Here is a 19928-nt window from a genome sequence, read left to right as displayed (position 1 = left end):
GCAGGCTTGTCCTGGACTTGACTGACGTCAGGTGAGCGCGTTTCGTATCATCCGCGCGATGTACCAGCCCAAACGCCTCTCCCGCAGCGAATTCATCCCCCTCAGGGGCCACCAATACCATGTGCGCGTCTGGGGCGAGCCGCAGACCGGCCAAGCGCCGCTGGTGATGGTGCATGGCTGGATGGACGTGGCGGCCTCCTACCAGTTCATGATCGACGCGCTGCCCACCGATCGCTACGTGATCGCCCCCGACTGGCGCGGTTTTGGCCTCACCACCGGGCCCAGCTGTGATCACTACAGCTTTCCCGACTACCTGGGCGACCTCGACTTTCTGCTCGACCACTACACCGGCACGCAGGCGATCGACCTGGTGGGCCACAGCATGGGCGGCAACGTGGCCATGATGTACGCCGGGGCCCGGCCCGAGCGCATCCGCCGCCTGGTCAACCTGGAGGGCTTCGGCATGCCCGCCACCCGCCCGGCCCAGGCGCCGGGGCGCTACGCCCGCTGGATGGACGAGCTCAAGAAGGTGCACTCCGGCGCCATGGCCCTCAAGGCCTACGACAGTCTGGACGGCGTGGCCCAGCGCCTGATGAAGACCAACCCCCGCCTGGGGGCCGACAAGGCCCGGTGGCTGGCCCAGCACTGGGCGCACGAAGTGGCGGGCCCGCAGGGGCAGCGCCAGTGGCAGATCCTCGGCGAGGCGGGCCACAAGGTCACCAGCGCGCAGTTGTACCGGGTCGATGAAGCCCTGGAGCTGTATGCCCGCATCAGCGCCCCGCTGCTGGCGGTTGAAGCCTCGGACGACAGCCTGGGCCAGTGGTGGAAAGGCCAATACACCCTGGACGAATACCACCAGCGCCTGCAGCGGGTGCCCGACTGCCGCGTGGCCCGCATCGCCGATGCCGGCCACATGCTGCACCACGACCAGCCCGAGGCCCTGGCAGCACGGGTGGCGGATTTTCTGGGATGAAGCACCCAGAAAATCACATTCAGTCACAAATATCTGCACAATGAAGCTCGCTGGCGCGGGCATTTGAAACAGCGTTGGGTGGTGGCAAGTCGGCTCTCGCCAGAGCTTGAGGAGAACCGCACCATGCGCCTGAGCATCAAACTCCCGCTGGCCTTTGCCAGCGCCCTGGCCGCCCTGCTGGCAGCCGCCCTGTTCGGCCTGGTCCAGCTGAACCAGTCCATCGGCGTGTACCGCGAGGTGGTGCAAAGAGACCACGACAACGCCCTGGGGGCGGTCCAGCTGCTCAGCGAGTTCAAGGTTCAGATCCAGGAATGGAAAAACGTGCTGCTGCGCGGCCAGGACCCGGCCCAGCGCGAGCGTTACTGGGCGGCCTTCCTGAAGCAGGAAGCCCTGGTGCAGCAAAGTGCGCGTCAGCTGGCAGCCCGGGTCGACCAAGCCGACGCACGCGCCCTGCTGGAGCAGTTCAGCCAGACGCACCACCACATGGGTCAGGCCTACCGGCAAGGGCTGCAGGCGTTCGAGCAGGCCCAGTTCAACCCGGCCGCCGGCGACAAGGCGGTCGCGGGCATCGACCGCGAGCCGGCCCGCCTGCTGGACCAGGCCACGGCCCTGATCCGCCTCGCCAGCGAAGCGTCAGGCGAGGCGGCGGCCAGCCACGCCCGCGCCAGCACCTGGATCAGCCTGTCGGTCATGGGGCTGGTGTGCCTGCTGAGTGCCGCAGGTGCGCTGTGGTTCAGCCGTTCGGTCACCCGCCCGCTGGGACGTGCGGTGCAGGTCACCCGGGCGGTGGCCGACGGCGATCTGAGCCTGCCCCTGCAGGCCACGGGCCGCGACGAGGTGGCCGAACTGCTGCAGGCCATGTCCGACATGCAAGCCCGACTGTCGCAGGTGGTCAGCACCGTGCGCTCGGGGGCCGAGGGGGTGGCCCATGCCAGTGCCGAAATTGCCGCTGGCAACAACGACCTGAGCCTGCGCACCGAGCAGCAGGCCTCGGCGCTGGAAGAAACCTCCGCCTCGATGGAGGAGATGGCGGCCACGGTGGAACACAACGCCGACCACGCGCTGCGCGCCGATGCCCTGGCCAACCAGGCCTCCGACACGGCACAACGGGCCGGCGGCGCGGTGCAGTCGGTGGTGAACTCGGTGCTGCAGATGCAGCAAAGCGCCCACCGGATCGCCGACATCACGGGCGTGATCGACGGCATCGCCTTTCAGACCAACATCCTGGCGCTCAATGCGGCCGTGGAGGCCGCCCGGGCCGGCGAGCAGGGCCGGGGCTTTGCCGTGGTGGCCGGCGAGGTGCGGGTGCTGGCCCAGCGCAGTGCAGCCGCAGCGCGCGAAATCAAGCAGCTCATCCAGACCAGCCACGAACAGGTGGAGCAAGGCGCCCAGGTGGCCGGACTGGCGGGCACCACCATGACCGAGGTGGTCAGCGCGATCGCCGACGTGACCCGGCTGGTGGCCCAGATCAGCGCCGCCAGCAAGGAACAGAGCCTGGGCGTGGCCCAGATCGGCCAGGCCGTGCAGCAACTCGACCAGACCACGCAACAGAACGCGGCCCTGGTGGAACAGGGGGCGGCAGCGGCGCAAAGCCTGAAGCAGCAGGCCGTGGCCCTGGTGACCTCCGTGGCCTTCTTCAAGACCCGAACCCAGGTGTTACCCGGTTGACAAATTGACGGCAACTTCCCTCATTTACCCCAGAAAACGCCAAAAACGGCCTCCAAAATTTTCTGCAACATCCGCTTGAAATTTTTTCAGCAGATCCGGGCCTTTGTGACAGCTTCTCGACAGCCACAACGAAGGCGGCCTCGATAAAGTGGCGCCGCCCCATCAACAACAGGAGACTCAAAATGGTTTGGCAACAGGTTTACAACCCGACAGGCAGCATGGTCCTGTCCACCTTGCTGGCCGCGGTGCCGGTCGTGGTGATGCTGGTCGGACTGGGCTTTCTGCACCTGAAAGCCCACATCGCAGCCGGCCTGGGCCTGCTCAGCGCGCTGGCCATCGCCGTGTTCGCCTTCGGCATGCCCGCCGAGATGGCCGGCAAGGCGGCCTTTCTGGGCGGCCTGACCGGCCTGCTGCCCATCGGCTGGATCGTGCTGAACATCATCTTCCTGCACCAGTTGACCGAACAGAACGGCAGCTTCAAGGTGCTGCAGGATTCGATTGCCGGCATCACCGAAGACCGTCGCCTGCAATTGCTGCTGATCGCCTTTGCCTTTGGCGCCTTCTTTGAAGGGGCGGCCGGCTTCGGCACCCCGGTGGCCGTGACGGCGGCCATCCTGATCGGCCTGGGCTTCTCGCCGCTCGCCGCCTCGGGCCTGAGCCTGATCGCCAACACCGCCCCGGTGGCCTACGGCGCCCTGGGCACCCCGGTGATCACGCTGGCCAAGGTGCACGACTACGACCTGGCCGCGGTGTCGGCCATGATCGGCCGCCAATTGCCCTTTTTCTCGCTGCTGGTGCCGTTCTGGCTGATCTGGGCCTTTGCCGGCTGGAAGGGCATGAAGCAGATCTGGCCCGCCCTGCTGGTGACCGGCCTGAGCTTTGCCATCCCGCAGTTCCTGGTGTCCAACTACATGGGCCCCGAGTTGGTGGACGTGATTGCCGCCATCTGCTCGATGGTGGCTCTGGTCACCTTCCTGAAGTTCTGGAAGCCGGCCCAGATCTGGACCTCGGTCTCGCTCAAGGGCCACGAAACCACTGGCGGCCAGGCCCAGAAGCCCGTGGCACCGGTCAAGCACCCGACCTCGGAAGTGGTCAAGGCCTGGACGCCTTGGGTCATCCTGACCGGTTTTGTGTTCGTCTGGGGCCTGCCGGTCACCAAGACCTACCTGAACAGCCTCTTCGCCCCGAAGTTCGCCATCGAGGGCCTGCACAAGTTGATCGAGAAGATGCCGCCCGTGGTGCCCAAGCCCACGGCCGAAAGCGCCGAGTACGTGCTGAACCTGTTGTCGGCCACCGGCAGCGGCATCCTGCTGTCGGCCCTGATCGGCGGCCTGGTGATGGGCTACGGCCTGCCGGCCCTGATCAAGTCGTACGGCAAGACCATCTGGCTGGTGCGCTACTCGCTGCTGACCATCGTGCTGATGCTGGCCCTGGGCACACTCACCCGCTACTCGGGCGTGGACACCACCCTGGGCCTGGCCTTTGCCGCCACCGGCGTGTTCTACCCCTTCTTCGGCACCCTGATGGGCTGGCTGGGCGTGGCACTGACCGGCTCCGACACCGCCGCCAACGTGCTGTTCGGCGGCATGCAAAAGGTGGCCGCCGAACAGCTGGGCCTGTCGCCCAACCTGATGGGCGCAGCCAACAGCTCGGGCGGCGTGATGGGCAAGATGATCGACGCCCAGTCGATCGTCGTGGCCTCCACGGCCACCCGCTGGTTCGACCACGAAGGCGACATCTTGCGCTACGTGTTCTTCCACTCGGTGGCCCTGGCCTGCCTGGTGGGCCTGTTCGTGACGCTGCAGGCCTATGTGCCGCCCTTCACCCTCATGGTGATCCACTGAGCCCAGGGGCTCAGGCCCCAAGCCGGCTGCAGGACCGCTTCGGCGGTCCTTTTTTATTTGGGCCAGAAACAGGCCACCCGGGAGTCTTGTCACGACCCGTGAGAAAATGCAGGGTTTGCATGCCCAGCCACTGGCGCCCGGCGCCACCCCGCGGCATGCCCCCGAACACTCACAGGATAAAAATCATGGAAGCAGAACGCGTCAACCTCATCGGCACCACCCTGGCAGACCTGAGCCAGCGCACCGAAGAGTTACGGAGGTATCTTTGACTACCCTGCCAAAGCTGAACGCCTGCGCACGGTAACCGCCTCGCTGGAAGACCCCAACGTCTGGAACGACCCCAAGAAGGCCCAGGAACTCGGCAAGGAGAAAAAGGCCCTGGACGACGTCGTCCTGGTGCTGGACCGCCTGAGCAGCGAACTGGCCGACAACACCGAGCTCTACGACATGAGCAAGGAAGAAGGCGACGAGGCCGGTCTGGAGACCATCGAGGCCGAGTGCGCCCACCTGACCCAGAGCATCGAGCAGCTTGAGTTCCGCCGCATGTTCAACCAGCCGGCCGACCCCAGCCCCTGCTTCCTCGACCTGCAGGCCGGCGCCGGTGGCACCGAGGCCTGCGACTGGGCCAGCATGCTGCTGCGCCAGTACCTGAAGTACGCCGAGCGCAAGGGCTTCAAGGCCACCGTGGAAGACGAAACCCCGGGCGACGTGGCTGGCATCAAGAGCGCCACCATCAAGATCGAGGGCGAATACGCCTTCGGCCTGCTGCGCACCGAAACCGGTGTGCACCGCCTGGTGCGCAAGAGCCCGTTCGACTCGTCGGGCGGCCGCCACACCAGTTTTGCCAGCGTCTTCGTGTACCCCGAAATCGATGACTCGATCGAGATCGACATCAACCCGGCCGATGTGCGCACCGACACCTTCCGCGCCAGTGGCGCAGGCGGTCAGCACATCAACAAGACCGATTCGGCCGTGCGCCTGACCCACATCCCCACCGGCATCGTGGTTCAGTGCCAGGACGGCCGCAGCCAGCACAGCAACCGCGACGTGGCCTGGAAGCGCCTGCGATCGCGCCTGTATGACCACGAGATGCGCAAGCGCCAGGAAGAACAGCAAAAGCTCGAAGACAGCAAGACCGATGTGGGCTGGGGCCACCAGATCCGCTCGTATGTGCTGGACCAGAGCCGCATCAAGGACCTGCGCACCAACGTCGAAATCTCCAACACCCAGAAGGTGCTGGACGGCGACCTGGATGCCTTCATCGAAGCCTCGCTCAAGCAAGGCGTCTGACCCCCACCAGCCCCAGCCGGCACCCCGGCCCACAGGAAGAAACACATGATGCGAGAAGGACAAGCCACGGCCATCCACCGTGCAGACTACACCGCTCCCGCGTACTGGATCGACACCGTTGAACTGACGTTCGACCTCGACCCGGCCAAGACCCGCGTGCTCAACAAGATGCGCCTGCGCCGCAACACCGAGGTGGCGGCCCAGGCCTTGCGCCTGGACGGCGAAGAGCTCAACCTGGCACGCGTGCTGGTCAACGGCCAAGGCACCTCGTTCAAGATGGACGGCAACCAGTTGGTGCTGGAGAACCTGCCCGAAGGCCCGGACGCCTTCGATCTGGAGATCTTCACCACCTGCAACCCGGCCAAGAACACCAAGCTGATGGGCCTGTACGTCAGCAACGACTCGTTCTTCACCCAGTGCGAGGCCGAGGGCTTCCGCCGCATCACCTACTTCCTGGACCGCCCGGATGTGATGGCCAGCTACACCGTCACGCTGCGGGCCGACAAGGCCAAGTACCCGGTGCTGCTGTCCAACGGCAACCTGGTCGAGCAAGGCGAGCTCGAAGAAGGCCGCCACTTCGCCAAGTGGGTCGACCCGCACAAGAAGCCCTGCTACCTGTTCGCCCTGGTGGCCGGCAAGCTGGTGGCGCGCGAGCAGCGCATCCGCTCGCGTGCCGGCCACGACCACCTGCTGCAGGTGTTTGTGCGCCCTGGCGACCTCGACAAGACCGAGCACGCCATGAACTCGCTGATGGCCAGCGTGGCCTGGGACGAGGCCCGCTTCGGCCTGCCGCTCGACCTGGAACGCTTCATGATCGTCGCCACCAGCGACTTCAACATGGGCGCCATGGAGAACAAGGGCCTGAACATCTTCAACACCAAGTACGTGCTGGCCAACCAGGCCACCGCCACCGATGCCGACTTCAGCAACATCGAAAGCGTGGTCGGGCATGAGTACTTCCACAACTGGACCGGCAACCGCGTCACCTGCCAGGACTGGTTCCAGCTCAGCCTGAAGGAAGGCCTGACCGTCTTCCGCGACCAGGAATTCAGCCAGGACCTGGCGGGCAGCCCCTCGGCCCGCGCCGTCAAGCGCATCGAAGACGTGCGCGTGCTGCGCACCGCGCAATTCCCCGAGGATGCCGGCCCCATGGCCCACCCGGTGCGCCCCGACAGCTACATCGAGATCAACAACTTCTACACCGTCACCATCTACGAAAAAGGTGCCGAGGTGGTGCGGATGATGCAGACCCTGGTGGGCCGTGAAGGCTTTGCCAAGGGCATGAAGCTGTACTTTGAGCGCCATGACGGCCAGGCCGTCACCTGCGACGCCTTCGCCCAGGCGATTGCCGACGCCAACCCGGGCTCGGAGCTGGCCCAGCGCCTGCCCCAGTTCAAGCACTGGTACAGCCAGGCCGGCACCCCGCGCGTCCAGGCCATCGGCCGCTACGACGCCGAGGCCCGCACCTACACGCTGACCCTGAGCCAGCACTGCGCCCCCACCCCGGGCCAGCCCCTCAAGGAACCCTTTGTGATTCCGCTCAACCTGGGCCTGCTCGACACCCAAGGCCGCGAACTGCCCCTGCAACTGGCCCACTGGCCGCAGGCCGAAACCGGCACGCGCACCTTTGTGCTGAGCCAGCCCAGCGAGACGCTGACCTTCATCAACGTCGACAGCGCCCCCGTGCCCTCGCTGCTGCGCGACTTCTCGGCCCCGGTGGTGCTCGACTACGCCTACAGCGACGACGAGCTGCTGACCCTGCTGGCCCACGACAGCGATGCCTTCAACCGCTGGGAAGCCGGCCAACGCCTGGCACTGGCCCGTGCCATCAAGGCCATCACCGCCGAAGAAGCCCCTGGCACCGAGGTGCTGGACGACGCCTACCTGCGCGCCATGCGCCAGGTGTTGGCCGACCCCCAGCTCGATGCCGCTTTCAAGGAACTGGTGCTGACGCTGCCGTCCGAAACCTACCTGGCCGAACAGCTGGAGGTGGTCGACCCGCAACGCATCCATGCCGTGCGCGAAGCCATGCGCGAGCAACTGGCACGCGCCCTGCAAGCCGACTGGCAACAGGCCTGGGAGGCCAACCGCGACACCGGCGGCTACCGCCCCGATCCCGAATCGTCGGGCAAGCGGGCCCTGGCCGGCCTGGCACTGACCATGCTGTGCCTGGCGGCACGCCACAGCGGCGACACCGTCTGGCCGGGCAAGGCCTTCCAGCGCTTCAAGGACGCGGGCAACATGACCGACCGCTTCAATGCCCTGAGCGCGCTCGTCATCAGCGGCCATGAACTGGCCACCCCCGCCCTGGCACGCTTCCATGCCTTGTTCAAGAACGAAGCCCTGGTCATCGACAAGTGGTTCTCGCTGCAGGCTGGTGCCCCCGACCGCGGCGGCAACGTGCTGGCTGCCGTGCGCCAGTTGATGAGTCACCCTGACTTCAACCTGCGCAACCCCAACCGCGCGCGCAGCGTGATCTTCAGCTACTGCAGCGCCAACCCGGGCGCCTTCCACCGCAGCGATGCGGCAGGCTATGTGTTCTGGGCCGACCGCGTGATCGAGCTGGACGCCATCAACCCGCAAGTGGCCGCCCGCCTGGCCCGCGCCCTGGACCGCTGGAAGAAACTGGCCGAGCCCTACCGCAGCGCCGCCCGCGAAGCCATCGCCCGCGTGGCCGCCAAGGCCGAACTCAGCAACGATGTGCGCGAGGTTGTCACCCGCGCCCTCGCCGATTAAGGAGAGAAATCAACATGGCATCCAGAATCAGCCTGACCCGCTTCCTCGTCGAGCAGCAACGCGTCGACGGTCACATCCCCTCGCAACTGCGCCTGCTGCTTGAAGTGGTGGCCCGCGCCTGCAAGAGCATCAGCCAGGCCGTCAACAAGGGCGCCCTGGGCGGCGTGCTCGGCAGCGCCGAGAGTGAGAACGTGCAAGGCGAAGTGCAGAAGAAGCTCGACATCATCGCCAACGAAGTCCTGATCGAGGCCAACGAATGGGGCGGCCACCTGGCCGCCATGGCCTCCGAAGAGATGGACAGCATCTACCTGGTGCCCAACCGCTACCCGCAGGGCGAATACCTGCTGCTGTTCGACCCACTCGACGGCTCGAGCAACATCGACGTCAACGTCAGCATCGGCACCATCTTCAGCGTACTGAAGAAGCCCGAGGGCTCGCCCGGCGTGACCGAGCAGGACTTCCTGCAGGCCGGCGCCCAACAGGTGGCGGCCGGCTACTGCGTCTACGGCCCCCAGACCACCCTGGTGCTGACCGTGGGTGACGGCGTGAGCATGTTCACCCTCGACCGCGAGCAAGGCTCTTTCGTGCTGACCCAGGAAAACGTGCGCATCCCCGCCGACACCAAGGAATTCGCGATCAACATGAGCAACATGCGCCACTGGGACGAGCCCGTGAAGCGCTACATCGACGAATGCCTGCAAGGCAAGGAAGGCCCGCGCGGCAAGGACTTCAACATGCGCTGGATCGCCAGCATGGTGGCCGATGTGCACCGCATCCTGACCCGCGGCGGCGTCTTCATGTACCCCTGGGACAAGCGCGAACCCAACAAGCCCGGCAAGCTGCGCCTGATGTACGAAGCCAACCCCATGAGCTGGCTGGTCGAACAGGCCGGCGGCGCCGCCACCAACGGCCGCCAACGCATCCTCGACATCCAGCCCAGCCAGTTGCATGAACGCGTGAGCGTCATCCTGGGCTCAAAAAATGAGGTCGACCGCATCACCAGCTACCATACCCCGCTATAATGGCGGGCTAACGCCGGTGTAGCTCAGTCGGTAGAGCAGCTCATTCGTAATGAGAAGGTCGGGTGTTCGATTCATCTCTCCGGCACCAAATGAAAAGCCCTGATTCGCAAGAGTCAGGGCTTTTTTCATGGCCGTCACGTCGCCTCGCGGCGCATTGGGAGAGGGCCGCCCGGCACGAAACGCCTCAACCCACGCGTTTGCTCAAGGCCCAGATGCAAGCCCCCACGGCCAGCAGATCCGCCACGTCCCTCTCGTACCCTTCGGCCTTGGGATCCAGCCGCTCCAGCAGTGAGGCGATGTTGGCGATGGCCACGTCCGGGTCGGCCGCACCACCGCTGGCTTCCGTCTCCAGGATTCTGAGCATGGCGTCGGGTTGTTTCATGGTGTGCACGTGAGGTTTTGGAAAAGGCTTTGAAACCACACCCTAGGATAGCGATGCTTGCACTTGACGTCACGTCAGCGCTGCGATCGCCAACCCGAAAACCCTGAAGTGACCATCCCTGTCGCCCGGGTCGCGAGCGTGCCGGATCTGCTGAAATACATCCGAGCAAAGCCCCTGGATACGCTCGATTTCTCAAAGCGGGCCAAGCCGCAGCCCCAGAAAGACCAGGTATCGCCTCTCGCAACCGTGGCATTCCAGGTGCCGGCTCCCAGGCAGGAATCGCATCCATAAGTCGCGTGCCACGCGAAACAATGGGGATTGACATTGGCTGCAGCGCAGTCGGCTGTCATGCCTGAGCGCCGTGTGAGATGAAGCTGTGCTCATGAAAGTCCTCCTTACCGACACCGACCCTGTCGCATGGACCGGCCGCTGCAGACGATTGCTGCAGCGCAACATACTACGCTACACCTGTGACAAGGCAAGGAATTTTCACGACCGTCCTCATGATTCGTCCAAGTAGGCGCGGCCACCAAAGCCCGTCAATAGCAGGTGTCGAAAGCAGCGCAGCAGCGCCTGTTACCAAAATTGGGCGATGCACAACGCGCTCAGATTTGCCAGACTTGCGTCCAATTGCAGGGAGAGCAAGCACGTGACAGCAGACTTTTCATTTGAAGACGGCGGCTACCTCATCGAGGTGTATGCCAGCGAAGTCCAACCGGGCCAGTGGAAGGTCCGCTCCGTCTTTCAACGCCTGAGCGACCTGGACGACGAGCACGACACTGCCGCACTGATCCGCCATGAATCTGACGTGATCTTTGAATCCATGCCCCACGCGATGCTGGCCGGGCGTGAGCAGGCCAAACAACTGGTGCGATCGGGCTCCGTGGGGCTTTGACAGGCAGGCCGGGGCTCAGTGTCTCCCCTCATCCGGCAAGGCCATCCTGATGGCGCCAAAGGGACACCGCGCCTCACATTTGCGACAACCCACGCAGCGCTCAGCCTCCTGCAAGCTAGAGAACTTGCGCCACCCTTGAGGCTGCAAGCTCAGAAGGTGCAGATGGCAGGTCGGCACACACCAGCCGCAACCTGTGCAGCGGGTGGAGTCGATCACCGGAATCAAAACAGAACGCGACGTGCTCATGCAAGCCATGTTACAAACCTGGGCTAACCCACGCCCCAGTCATGACCGCGCCTGCCTTGGCATGACTGCTGCAGGGCTGATTTGGCAATGGAGTTTGGCCGTATGAACGCTATTTTCTTTTTCCCGGTGGCCGTGGCCATCGCCCTGACGCCCGGCCCGAATAATTTCTGCGCTCTGAACAACGGCATCCGCCAAGGCGTGGTCCCGGCCTTGGTGGGAACCTGTGGCCGGGTGCTGGCTTTTGCGGTGTTCCTGACGGTGTCGGCCATTGGACTGGGGGCCATGCTGCTGGCCTCCGAGGCGGCCTTCAGCACCGTCAAATGGGTGGGTGCGGGCTATCTTTTCTACCTGGGCTGGCGTGCGTGGCGCAGCCGTGAATTCAGCGGGCTGGCCCAAAGTCAGGAAGGCCCTGACGGGCAGACCTTGCCTGCAACCACCACCAAGCCGCGCAGCTGGCGGGCCTTGATGCGGCAGGAGTTTTTGCTGGGCATCACCAACCCCAAGGCCATCATTCTGTTTGCCGCGATCTTTCCCCAGTTCATCGATCCCAGTCAGCCAGCCGCACCTCAGTTTGCGGTTCTGGGCCCCACCTACCTGGCCGCTGAATTCGTGGCCAGCCTGGTCTATGCCGCTGGCGGCCTGCAATTGCGTCGCCTCATCACCAGCCAGCGGGCCGTCGTGCGTCTCAACAAGGCCACAGGGGGCTTCTTCATGGGGGCGGCCGGGCTGCTGGCATCTAGCAAATAAACAGCAACCGCCGGACGGTCCGGTCGCTCCAATTCTCGCCAATTTCAAGCTGTAAGGGCCGAATTCAGGGCTGACCGGTCATGTCCAGGGACACTTGTGCCAACAATTGTGTCAAGCAAGTAAAGACTCGGGCACACTCCTGAGACTTGGCGCCAATCTCTTCGCACTTTTCGCACTGATGAGTAAACGACTGTTCGACTTCACCCTGGCCAGCCTGGCCTTGATCCTGCTGGGCGCCCCCATGGTGCTGATTGGGCTGGCGGTTCGCGTCAATTCCCCTGGGCCGGCGCTGTACTGGTCACTCCGGGTTGGGCGCCAAGGCAAGCCGTTTCTGATGCCAAAGTTCCGCAGCATGCGGGTGGGCACTCCCACGGTGGCCACCCACCTGCTACCAGACCCGGAAAGCCATGTGACACCGCTGGGCCGTTGGCTGCGCCGCACCAGCCTCGACGAATTGCCCCAGCTGTGGTGCATCGTGCGCGGTGACATGAGCCTGGTGGGCCCACGCCCGGCCCTGTGCAACCAGCAAACCCTGCACGCCATGCGTGAGACCTCAGGGGTCCATGCGCTGGCCCCGGGCCTGACCGGCTGGGCCCAGGTGCATGGGCGCGACGATCTGGACGACGCGGAGAAGGCAGCCTACGACGCCGAGTACCTGCGCACCCATTGCCTGGCGCTGGACTTGCGAATCCTGTGCCGCACCGCCTTGCTGGTGCTGCGTGGCGAGGGCATACGGCATTGAGATACGGCATTGAGGTACGGCATCGAAGCGAGCGGCCCGGCCCCGCTGGCCCATCAACAGAACATCAGGGCCAACAAGGCGGCATCGTCAGCCAGATTCAGCAAGGCGTAGGCCGACAGGCGCAGCAACCAGAACTGCACCTGCATCGGCAAGCCGTCCAACACAACCCATCCGGACAGCGGCTCCAACGCCTCGGAGACCGGCTCACTCACTCGAAGTGCACCCCGGCACGCGCCCCCACCGGCAGCGCCTGCATGCGCCCGACCACGGCGGCCTCGGCAAAACCTGCTTCATGGAAGGCGCCAAGCACTGCGTCTGCCGCCTCAGGGGCGCAGCTCACCAGCAAACCGCCACTGGTCTGCGGATCAGACACCAGGGCCTGCTGCCAGGCCTCAGCGCTGTCAGGCCAGCGGATGTCGCCGCCATAAGAGGCCCAGTTGCGTGCCGAAGCACCGGTCACCACGCCGTCGCGGGCAAAGCGCTGGGCCGCACCGATCAGGGGCAAGTCAGCCAGACGCACCTCGGCCTGCAGGGCAGAACCGCGGCACACCTCCAGCAAGTGCCCGGCCAGGCCAAAACCCGTCACGTCGGTCATGGCATGCACACCCGCCAGACCACCCAAGGTGCTGCCCACGCGGTTCAGTCGCGTGGTGTGGGCCAGCATCTCGGCATAACCGGCCTCGTCGAGCAGGCCCTTCTTGAGCGCGGCCGACAAGATGCCCACCCCCAGCGGCTTGCCCAGCACCAGCACATCACCGGCCTGCGCGTCGGCATTGCGCCGCACGCGATCCGGATGCACCAGGCCCAGGGCCACCAGGCCATAAATGGGCTCCAGCAGGTCAATCGAATGCCCCCCGGCCACCGGGATGCCGGCCTCGCGGCAGATCTCGGCGCCCCCCGCCAGCACCTCACCGATGGTCTCGGGCGACAGCTTGGCGATCGGCATGCCCACCAGCGCCAGCGCAAGAATGGGCGTGCCCCCCATGGCGTAGATGTCAGACAGTGCGTTGGTGGCCGCGATGCGTCCGAAATCGCGCGGGTTGTCGACGATGGGGGTGAAAAAGTCGGTGGTGGCCACCAGGGCTTGGTGCTCATTGAGGCGGTACACCGCGGCGTCATCGCTGGTCTCCAGCCCCACCATCAACTCGGGCGGCATCAGGCCACGCGGGGCGCGTGACAAAATCTCGCTCAGCAAGCCGGGGGCGATCTTGCAGCCGCAGCCGCCTCCGTGGGAAAACTGGGTCAATGCAGGAGTCGAATTGGTCATGTCTTATTTTCACGTTTTTTATCGACAGGGACGCTCATGAGTCGCCGAGCCCCCGTGCAGGTCAGCGAAATTGACCAATTTGACGTCGTGATCGATGCCCGCTCGCCATCCGAGTTTGCACTGGACCACATCCCGGGGGCCATCAATTGCCCGGTGCTCGATGACGAGGAGCGCCGCATCGTGGGCACGATCTACAAACAGCAAGGCGCCTTCGAAGCCCGCCGCGTGGGCGGGGCCATGGTGGCCGCCAATCTGGCCCGCCACCTGAAAGAGCGCTTTGCCGACCAGCCGGCCGACTGGAAGCCGTTGGTGTATTGCTGGCGTGGCGGGCTGCGCAGCGGCTCGATGGTGGCCTGGTGGCGCCTGGTCGGCTGGGATGCCCAGCAACTGGCCGGGGGCTACAAGCGTTTTCGCCAGCAGGTGGTGGCCAGCCTGGCCGAGCTGGCACCCCGGTTGCGGCTTCAGGTGCTGTGCGGCCCCACCGGCAGTGCCAAGACGCGACTGTTGCACGCCCTGGCCGAGCAGGGCGCCCAGGCGCTCGACCTCGAGGGTCTGGCCTGCCACAAAGGCTCCTTGCTGGGGGCCGTGCCGGGCCAGCCCCAGCCCTCGCAGAAGGCCTTCGAGACGGCCCTGTACACGGCGATCAGACGCTTTGACCTGAGCCAACCCGTCTGGGTCGAGGCCGAGAGCCGCAAGATCGGACGCATGGCCTTGCCCCAGGCCCTGGTGGACCGCATGCGCAGCGCGCCCTGCCTGGAGCTTCAAGCCCCTCTGGCCGAGCGCCTGGATTTTCTGCTGAGGGACTACGCCTACCTGGGCGATGCCCCCGAACAACTGGCGCAACAACTGGAGCCTCTGCGCACGCTGCACGGCCATGAAGTGCTGAACCAGTGGCAGGCCTGGGCCCGCCAGGGCCAACTGGCGCCCCTGTTCGAAAGCCTGGTGACGCTGCACTACGACCCGCAGTACGCCCGTTCGCAGGCGCTGCACTTTCGGCATTGGCCCCAGCGCGAGTTGCTCAGCGTCGACTCGCTCACCCCGACCGCACTGGCCGAGCTGGCCGCCGATGGACTGGCCAGACGTGAACTGCCCACGCCGTCAGGCAACACTTCTGCTTATTCATCTTCGTCATGATTTTTCAGTACTGACGGGGTTATGCTTTGATCTTTGACGCCTTTGTCAGTGCCTGGCGTGCACTCCCCCTCCTGACCCCCATCCATGGCTGAACGATCGCCCTACGAGATTGCCAAGGAAACGCTCAAGCTGCTTTCCGTGCGCAAGCTGCTGCCCTCGCCTGAGAACTACCAGGCGCTCTACAACGAGGTGGCCGGCACCCGACATGTGCCGAACTTTCCCGAAGAGCAGTTGCGCAGCATCGCCCGGGTGATGCCCGGCCAGACACCGGCCCAGCAACGCCTGCTGGGCCAGTTGGACCTGGCCATCCAGAACCGCAACTGGGTGGGTCTGCAGGCGGCCCTGGTGGGCCTGGCCACCCAACCGCTGGTCAGCACGCCAGCCCACCTGCCTGACAAGCCCGCCGTCACAGACGAATTGATGGCCGAGCTGCGCGAACAGATCGCGCGCCTGATCGAGCACACCCTGCCCATGCTGGGCCAGGACGACCCGCGCCTGAAGGAACAGGCCGAGCAACTGCTGAACTTTGCCCGCCAGCCTGCGGCCGATGTGGCCACCCTCAAGCTGATGCTGGGCAACCTGAGCTTCAAGGTGTCCTTTGCCGCCGAAGACCAGATGGCCATCAAAAGCTCGCTGCTGGAGCTGCTGCACCTGCTGTTCGTGAACATCGGCGAGTTGACGGTGGAAGACCGCTGGGTCAAGGGCCAGATCGATGCGCTGGTCAGCGCCACCACACCGCCCCTCACGCTCAGGCGCCTCGATGACGTGCAGGCCCGCCTGAAAGACGTGATCTTCAAGCAAAGCGAGGCCAAGGCGCGCACCCTGGAAGCGCAGGAGCAGATGAAGCAGATGCTCGCTGCCTTCATCGAGCGCCTGGGCCGCATGAGCGAACACAGCAGCGCCTACCAGGGCACGATCGAGAACTGCTCGCGCCAGCTGGAATCGGCCCAGACCCTGGTCGACATCGCCCCCGTGCTGCAGGAAGCCATTCAGGCCACGCGGGCCATGTCCATCGACACCCTGCACATGCGCGACGAACTGCGCGAGATGCGCGAGCGCACCCAGCAAGCCGACGAGGCCCTGCGCCGGCTGCAGGAAGAGCTTGACCGCGCCAGCTCGCAGGCGCGCCACGACCCGCTGACCGGCGCGCTCAACCGCAAGGGCCTGGACGAGGCCCTGCAGCGCGAGATCGCCCGGGCGCGGCGCCAGGGCACGGCCATGTGCGTGTCGCTGCTGGACCTGGACAACTTCAAGAAGCTCAACGACAGCCTGGGCCACGACACGGGCGACGCGGCCCTGGTGCACCTGGCCCAGGTGGCCCGCAGCACCATGCGCCCGCAGGACAGCCTGGCCCGTTACGGGGGTGAAGAGTTCCTGGTGGTGCTGCCCGACACCGACCAGGCCAAGGGCGTCGAGGTGATGAAGCGCCTGCAGCGTGAGCTGACCAAGCAGTTCTTCCTGAAAGACAACGAAAAGGTGCTGATCACCTTCAGCGCGGGTGTGGCCCAGGTGGGGGCCGACGAGGAAACCACCGAGGCCATCAAGCGCGCCGACCAAGCCATGTACCTGGCCAAGCGCTCCGGGAAGAACCGTGTGGTTGCCGCCTGAACTGCCCCGGCGTGAGTGGCTGCAAGCCTTGCTGCTGGGCACGGCCGCCCTGCCCTGGCGGGCCTGGGCCCAACGCAGCACCCCGGCGGGGCTGGCGACCGAGCCTTTCGGCCTGGGCGTGGCCAGCGGCTCGCCCAGCCACAACAGTGTGGTGCTCTGGACCCGGCTGTGCACCGACGGTCCTGGCCCATCCAGCGTCCCCGTGTCCTGGGAGCTGGCCGAAGACGAGCAGTTCAACCGGATCCTGCAACGTGGCCAGGTGAGCGCCCAGGCCGAACTGGGCCACAGTGTGCATGTCGAGGTCACCGGCCTGCAGGCCGAGCGCTGGCTGCACTACCGCTTCATGGTGGGCGATGCCGTCAGCCCGGTGGGCCGCACACGCACCTTCCCAGCCCCTGAGGCCCTGGCGCCGCGCCTGAGGCTGGCCTTTGCCTCCTGCCAGCGCTGGGAGCACGGCTATTACGCCGCCTGGCGCGACGTGGCGGCCCGCAACCCTGATTTGGTGCTGTTTCTGGGCGACTACATCTACGAATACGCCTCGCCCCCAGGCGGCCCCAGTCCCCAGAGCAAGACCCCGATCCACCGCGTGCACCCCCTGCGCCGCGCCCAGACCCTGGCCGACTACCGCGATCGCTATGCCCTGCACAAGAGCGACCCGGCCCTGCAGGCGGCCCACGCGGCCTGCCCCTGGCTGCTGACCTGGGACGACCACGAGGTCGAAAACGACTACGCCGGCGAGCTTGGCCGCGAGGGCAGCGGTGCCGACTTCCTGCGCCAGCGCAGCGCCGCCTACCAGGCCTTCTACGAAAACCAGCCCTTGCGCGCCTCGGTGCTGCTGCACGGCCTGCAAGGCCTGGCCCGGCCGGATGCCTTGCGCATCTACCAGCGCAGCGACTTTGGTCGCCTGGCGCGCTTTCACCTGCTGGATGACCGCCAGTACCGTGCCGTGCAAGCCTGCCGTGAAGCCGGCAGCAGCGGCGCCGGCACCGTGCGCGCCGGCCGCTGTGCCGAACTGACCGAGCCCACCCGCAGCCTGCTGGGCCCTGCCCAAGAGCAGTGGCTGGCCCAGGGCCTGGCGCAGGATGCCAGCCCGCAAGGGCCGCGCTGGAGCGTGATCGCCCAGCAGACCTTGTTCTCGCCACGCCACTATGGCGGCGCCAACCCAGCCGCCCGGGCCGATGAGCCCACCCCCACCGACCCCTGGGACGGCTACCCCGCGGCCCGCCGGCGCCTGCTGGCCGACCTGCAGGCCACGCCCCCGCGCAACACCGTGCTGATCGGTGGCGATGTGCACCAGAACTATGTGTGCCGCGTGCAGGCCGACCCCGACCGGCCCGACTCTGCCGTGCTGGCCAGCGAGTTCTGCGGCACCTCGATCAGCTCGCACTCGGGCGCCACGCTGGAGCGCGCCGCGGCCTTGCAGCGTGACAACCCGCACATCCTGCTGGCCCGGCCGGACCAACGCGGCTACGCCTGGGTGGAACTGAGCCCGCAGCGCTGGCAGACCACGCTGATGGCGGTGGACGACCCCGGCCGGGCCGACAGCCCCGTGCGGCCCCTGGCCCGCTTTGTGGTGGAGGACGGCCGCGCCGGGCCGCAGCCCGACACGGTCTAGCCCCTGCGCAACAGACTCAGACGTCGATCGCGCCGGCCGAGCCCGCCTGCTTGCGCAACTCGAACTTCTGGATCTTGCCGGTGCTGGTCTTGGGCAGCTCACCGAACACCACCGCACGCGGTACCTTGAAGCCGGCCAGGTGCTTCTTGCAATGCGCCACGATGTCTTCGGGCGTGGTTTCAGCCCCTGCCTTGAGCTCGACAAAGGCACAAGGGGTTTCACCCCAGCGTGCATCGGGCTTGGCCACCACCGCGGCGGCCAGCACATCGGGGTGGCGGTACAGCACGTCCTCGACCTCGATCGAGGAGATGTTCTCGCCGCCCGAGATGATGATGTCCTTGCTGCGGTCCTTGATCTTGATGTAGCCGTCGGGGTACTGCACCGCCAGGTCCCCGCTGTGGAACCAGCCGCCGGCAAAGGCCTCTTGCGTGGCCTTGGGGTTCTTCAGATAGCCCTTCATGGCGATGTTGCCGCGGAACATGATCTCGCCCATGGTTTCGCCGTCCTGGGGCACGGGCTGCATCGTCTCGGGGTCGAGCACACGCACATCACGCTCCAGGTGGTAGCGCACGCCCTGGCGGGCATTCAGGCGGGCGCGCTCGCCGATGTCCAGCGCATCCCAGGCTTCATGCTTGGCACACACGGTGGCCGGGCCGTACACCTCGGTCAGGCCATAGACATGGGTCAGGTCAAAACCCATCTGCTCCATGCCCTCGATCATCGAAGCCGGTGGCGCCGCGCCCGCCACCATGGCCCGGATGCCGGCAGGCACGCCAGCCTTCAGCGCGGCCGGTGCATTGACCAGCAGGCCGTGCACGATGGGCGCCCCGCAGTAATGGGTGACGCCGTGCTCGCGCATCATGGCAAAGATCGCCTCGGGATCGACCCGGCGCAGGCACACGTTGACGCCGGCCCGTGCGGCCACCGTCCACGGAAAACACCAGCCGTTGCAATGGAACATGGGCAGGGTCCAGAGGTAGACCGAAAACTTGGGCATGTCCCACTCCAGCACATTGGAGATGGCGTTCACCGCCGCACCGCGGTGGTGGTAGACCACGCCCTTGGGGTTGCCGGTGGTGCCGCTGGTGTAATTCAGCGCAATCGCATCCCACTCGTCGGCCGGCAACTGCCAGGCGAACTCGGGGTCGCCGCTGGCCACGAACTGGTCATAGGTCTGCTGGCCCAGCCGGACCGGTGTCTCGCCATACACCGGGTCTTCCACATCGATCAACAGCAGCGGGGTCTGGGCCTGGCGCAGGGCCAGGGCTTTTTGCACCACCAGGGCAAACTCGGGGTCGACGATCAGGGCCTTGGCCTCGCCATGGTCGAGCATGAAGGCGATGGTCTCGGGGTCGAGCCGGGTGTTGAGCGAGTTGAGCACCGCCCCGGCCATGGGCACGCCGAAGTGCGCCTCGACCATGGGCGGGGTGTTGGGCAGCATCACGGCCACCGTGTCGTTCTTGCCGATGCCGGCGCGGCTCAGGGCACTGGCCAGTTGGCGGCAGCGTGCATAGGTCTGGGCCCAGGTGCGGCGCAGCACCTGCTCGCCGCGCCCGTGCACGATGGCCAGGCGGTCCGGGTAGACCTGGGCCGTGCGCTCGATGAAGCTCAGGGGCGTGAGGCTGGCGTAGTTGGCTTCGGTGCGGGGCAGATCCTGGTCATAAAGGGCGGTCATGAGGTCTCCTGATGTGCGAAAAGAACACAGCACGGGCTGCGCTGGTTTCATTTTGCGGCGGCCGCCTTACGCGGGCGTTTCAAG

At 65.9% G+C, this 19928-nt stretch carries 17 protein-coding genes and 1 tRNA gene; 13 read left to right on the top strand and 5 right to left on the bottom strand.

Annotation, left to right across the window (positions count from 1 at the left end; all coding sequences use genetic code 11):
* The first annotated feature begins 58 nt into the window (after positions 1 to 58).
* From L880_RS0111920 to L880_RS0111890, 7 genes are all read left to right on the top strand, one after another.
* Complete coding sequence (locus L880_RS0111920) at positions 59 to 973, top strand: alpha/beta fold hydrolase (RefSeq protein ID WP_027475872.1); 915 nt, start codon at positions 59 to 61, stop codon at positions 971 to 973.
* A 123-nt stretch (positions 974 to 1096) separates the two neighbouring features.
* On the top strand, positions 1097 to 2641 hold the full coding sequence (locus L880_RS0111915; RefSeq protein WP_027475871.1) for a methyl-accepting chemotaxis protein: 1545 nt from the start codon (positions 1097 to 1099) through the stop codon (positions 2639 to 2641).
* A gap of 182 nt (positions 2642 to 2823) precedes the next feature.
* Complete coding sequence (locus tag L880_RS0111910) at positions 2824 to 4485, top strand: L-lactate permease (protein WP_027475870.1); 1662 nt, start codon at positions 2824 to 2826, stop codon at positions 4483 to 4485.
* A 185-nt stretch (positions 4486 to 4670) separates the two neighbouring features.
* Positions 4671 to 5775, top strand: a protein-coding gene (gene prfB / locus L880_RS0111905; RefSeq protein ID WP_157462821.1) for a peptide chain release factor 2 whose coding sequence is annotated in 2 segments (ribosomal slippage) — positions 4671 to 4751 and positions 4753 to 5775 — 1104 coding nt in all. Because the reading frame shifts where the segments join, the coding sequence is not laid out codon by codon here.
* A gap of 45 nt (positions 5776 to 5820) precedes the next feature.
* The gene (gene pepN / locus L880_RS0111900) at positions 5821 to 8511 is read left to right on the top strand and encodes an aminopeptidase N (RefSeq protein ID WP_027475868.1); all 2691 of its coding nucleotides are present in this window, start codon (positions 5821 to 5823) and stop codon (positions 8509 to 8511) included.
* A 14-nt stretch (positions 8512 to 8525) separates the two neighbouring features.
* Positions 8526 to 9533, top strand: coding sequence for a class 1 fructose-bisphosphatase (locus L880_RS0111895; RefSeq protein WP_027475867.1), 1008 nt, complete (start codon positions 8526 to 8528; stop codon positions 9531 to 9533).
* Positions 9534 to 9545: 12 nt separating this feature from the next.
* Positions 9546 to 9621 (top strand) — tRNA-Thr (locus L880_RS0111890).
* A gap of 96 nt (positions 9622 to 9717) precedes the next feature.
* Here the strand turns inward: L880_RS0111890 and L880_RS32295 are convergent.
* Entirely contained in the window at positions 9718 to 9915 is a 198-nt protein-coding gene (locus L880_RS32295; RefSeq protein WP_051443262.1) for a hypothetical protein, read from the bottom strand.
* Between the two features lie 649 nt (positions 9916 to 10564).
* Between L880_RS32295 and L880_RS0111880 the strand changes: the two genes are divergently transcribed.
* Positions 10565 to 10810, top strand: coding sequence for a hypothetical protein (locus L880_RS0111880; protein ID WP_027475866.1), 246 nt, complete (start codon positions 10565 to 10567; stop codon positions 10808 to 10810).
* Positions 10811 to 10825: 15 nt separating this feature from the next.
* Here L880_RS0111880 and L880_RS34930 read toward each other — a convergent pair whose 3' ends face one another.
* Positions 10826 to 11056: a 4Fe-4S binding protein gene (locus tag L880_RS34930; RefSeq protein ID WP_084461259.1), complete on the bottom strand. Its 231-nt coding sequence runs from the start codon at positions 11054 to 11056 to the stop codon at positions 10826 to 10828.
* 102 nt (positions 11057 to 11158) lie between these two features.
* Between L880_RS34930 and L880_RS0111875 the strand changes: the two genes are divergently transcribed.
* Together L880_RS0111875 and L880_RS0111870 are read left to right on the top strand one after the other, a co-directional pair.
* Entirely contained in the window at positions 11159 to 11803 is a 645-nt protein-coding gene (locus L880_RS0111875; RefSeq protein ID WP_027475865.1) for a LysE family translocator, read from the top strand.
* Positions 11804 to 11981: 178 nt separating this feature from the next.
* Positions 11982 to 12545, top strand: coding sequence for a sugar transferase (locus L880_RS0111870; protein ID WP_027475864.1), 564 nt, complete (start codon positions 11982 to 11984; stop codon positions 12543 to 12545).
* Positions 12546 to 12598: 53 nt separating this feature from the next.
* Here the strand turns inward: L880_RS0111870 and L880_RS35610 are convergent, their stop codons facing one another.
* Positions 12599 to 12757 carry a hypothetical protein gene (locus tag L880_RS35610; protein WP_157462819.1) on the bottom strand — a complete coding sequence of 53 codons (159 nt, stop codon included), beginning with the start codon at positions 12755 to 12757 and terminating at the stop codon, positions 12599 to 12601.
* Complete coding sequence (gene selD, locus L880_RS0111860; protein WP_043329274.1) at positions 12754 to 13812, bottom strand: selenide, water dikinase SelD; 1059 nt, start codon at positions 13810 to 13812, stop codon at positions 12754 to 12756. The genes L880_RS35610 and selD overlap by 4 nt, the downstream gene beginning before the upstream one ends.
* A 36-nt stretch (positions 13813 to 13848) precedes the next feature.
* On the opposite strand from selD, the gene mnmH reads away from it, so the two are divergent.
* The 3 genes from mnmH (at position 13849) to L880_RS0111845 (ending at position 18169) form a co-directional block, all read left to right on the top strand.
* Positions 13849 to 14946 (top strand): tRNA 2-selenouridine(34) synthase MnmH, encoded by a 1098-nt coding sequence (gene mnmH, locus L880_RS0111855; protein WP_027475862.1) that lies wholly within the window; start codon positions 13849 to 13851, stop codon positions 14944 to 14946.
* A gap of 84 nt (positions 14947 to 15030) precedes the next feature.
* Complete coding sequence (locus tag L880_RS0111850) at positions 15031 to 16554, top strand: GGDEF domain-containing protein (protein WP_027475861.1); 1524 nt, start codon at positions 15031 to 15033, stop codon at positions 16552 to 16554.
* Positions 16544 to 18169, top strand: a complete 1626-nt coding sequence (locus L880_RS0111845; protein WP_027475860.1) for an alkaline phosphatase D family protein — start codon at positions 16544 to 16546, stop codon at positions 18167 to 18169. Before L880_RS0111850 ends, L880_RS0111845 begins: the two co-directional genes overlap by 11 nt.
* 16 nt (positions 18170 to 18185) lie before the next feature.
* Here L880_RS0111845 and L880_RS0111840 read toward each other — a convergent pair whose 3' ends face one another.
* Positions 18186 to 19844 (bottom strand): acyl-CoA synthetase, encoded by a 1659-nt coding sequence (locus L880_RS0111840; RefSeq protein ID WP_027475859.1) that lies wholly within the window; start codon positions 19842 to 19844, stop codon positions 18186 to 18188.
* Positions 19845 to 19928: the final 84 nt, after the last annotated feature.

This window comes from Curvibacter gracilis ATCC BAA-807, assembly GCF_000518645.1.
Lineage (GTDB): Bacteria > Pseudomonadota > Gammaproteobacteria > Burkholderiales > Burkholderiaceae_C > Curvibacter > Curvibacter gracilis.
This window is presented reverse-complemented; position numbering and strand designations above follow the sequence as displayed.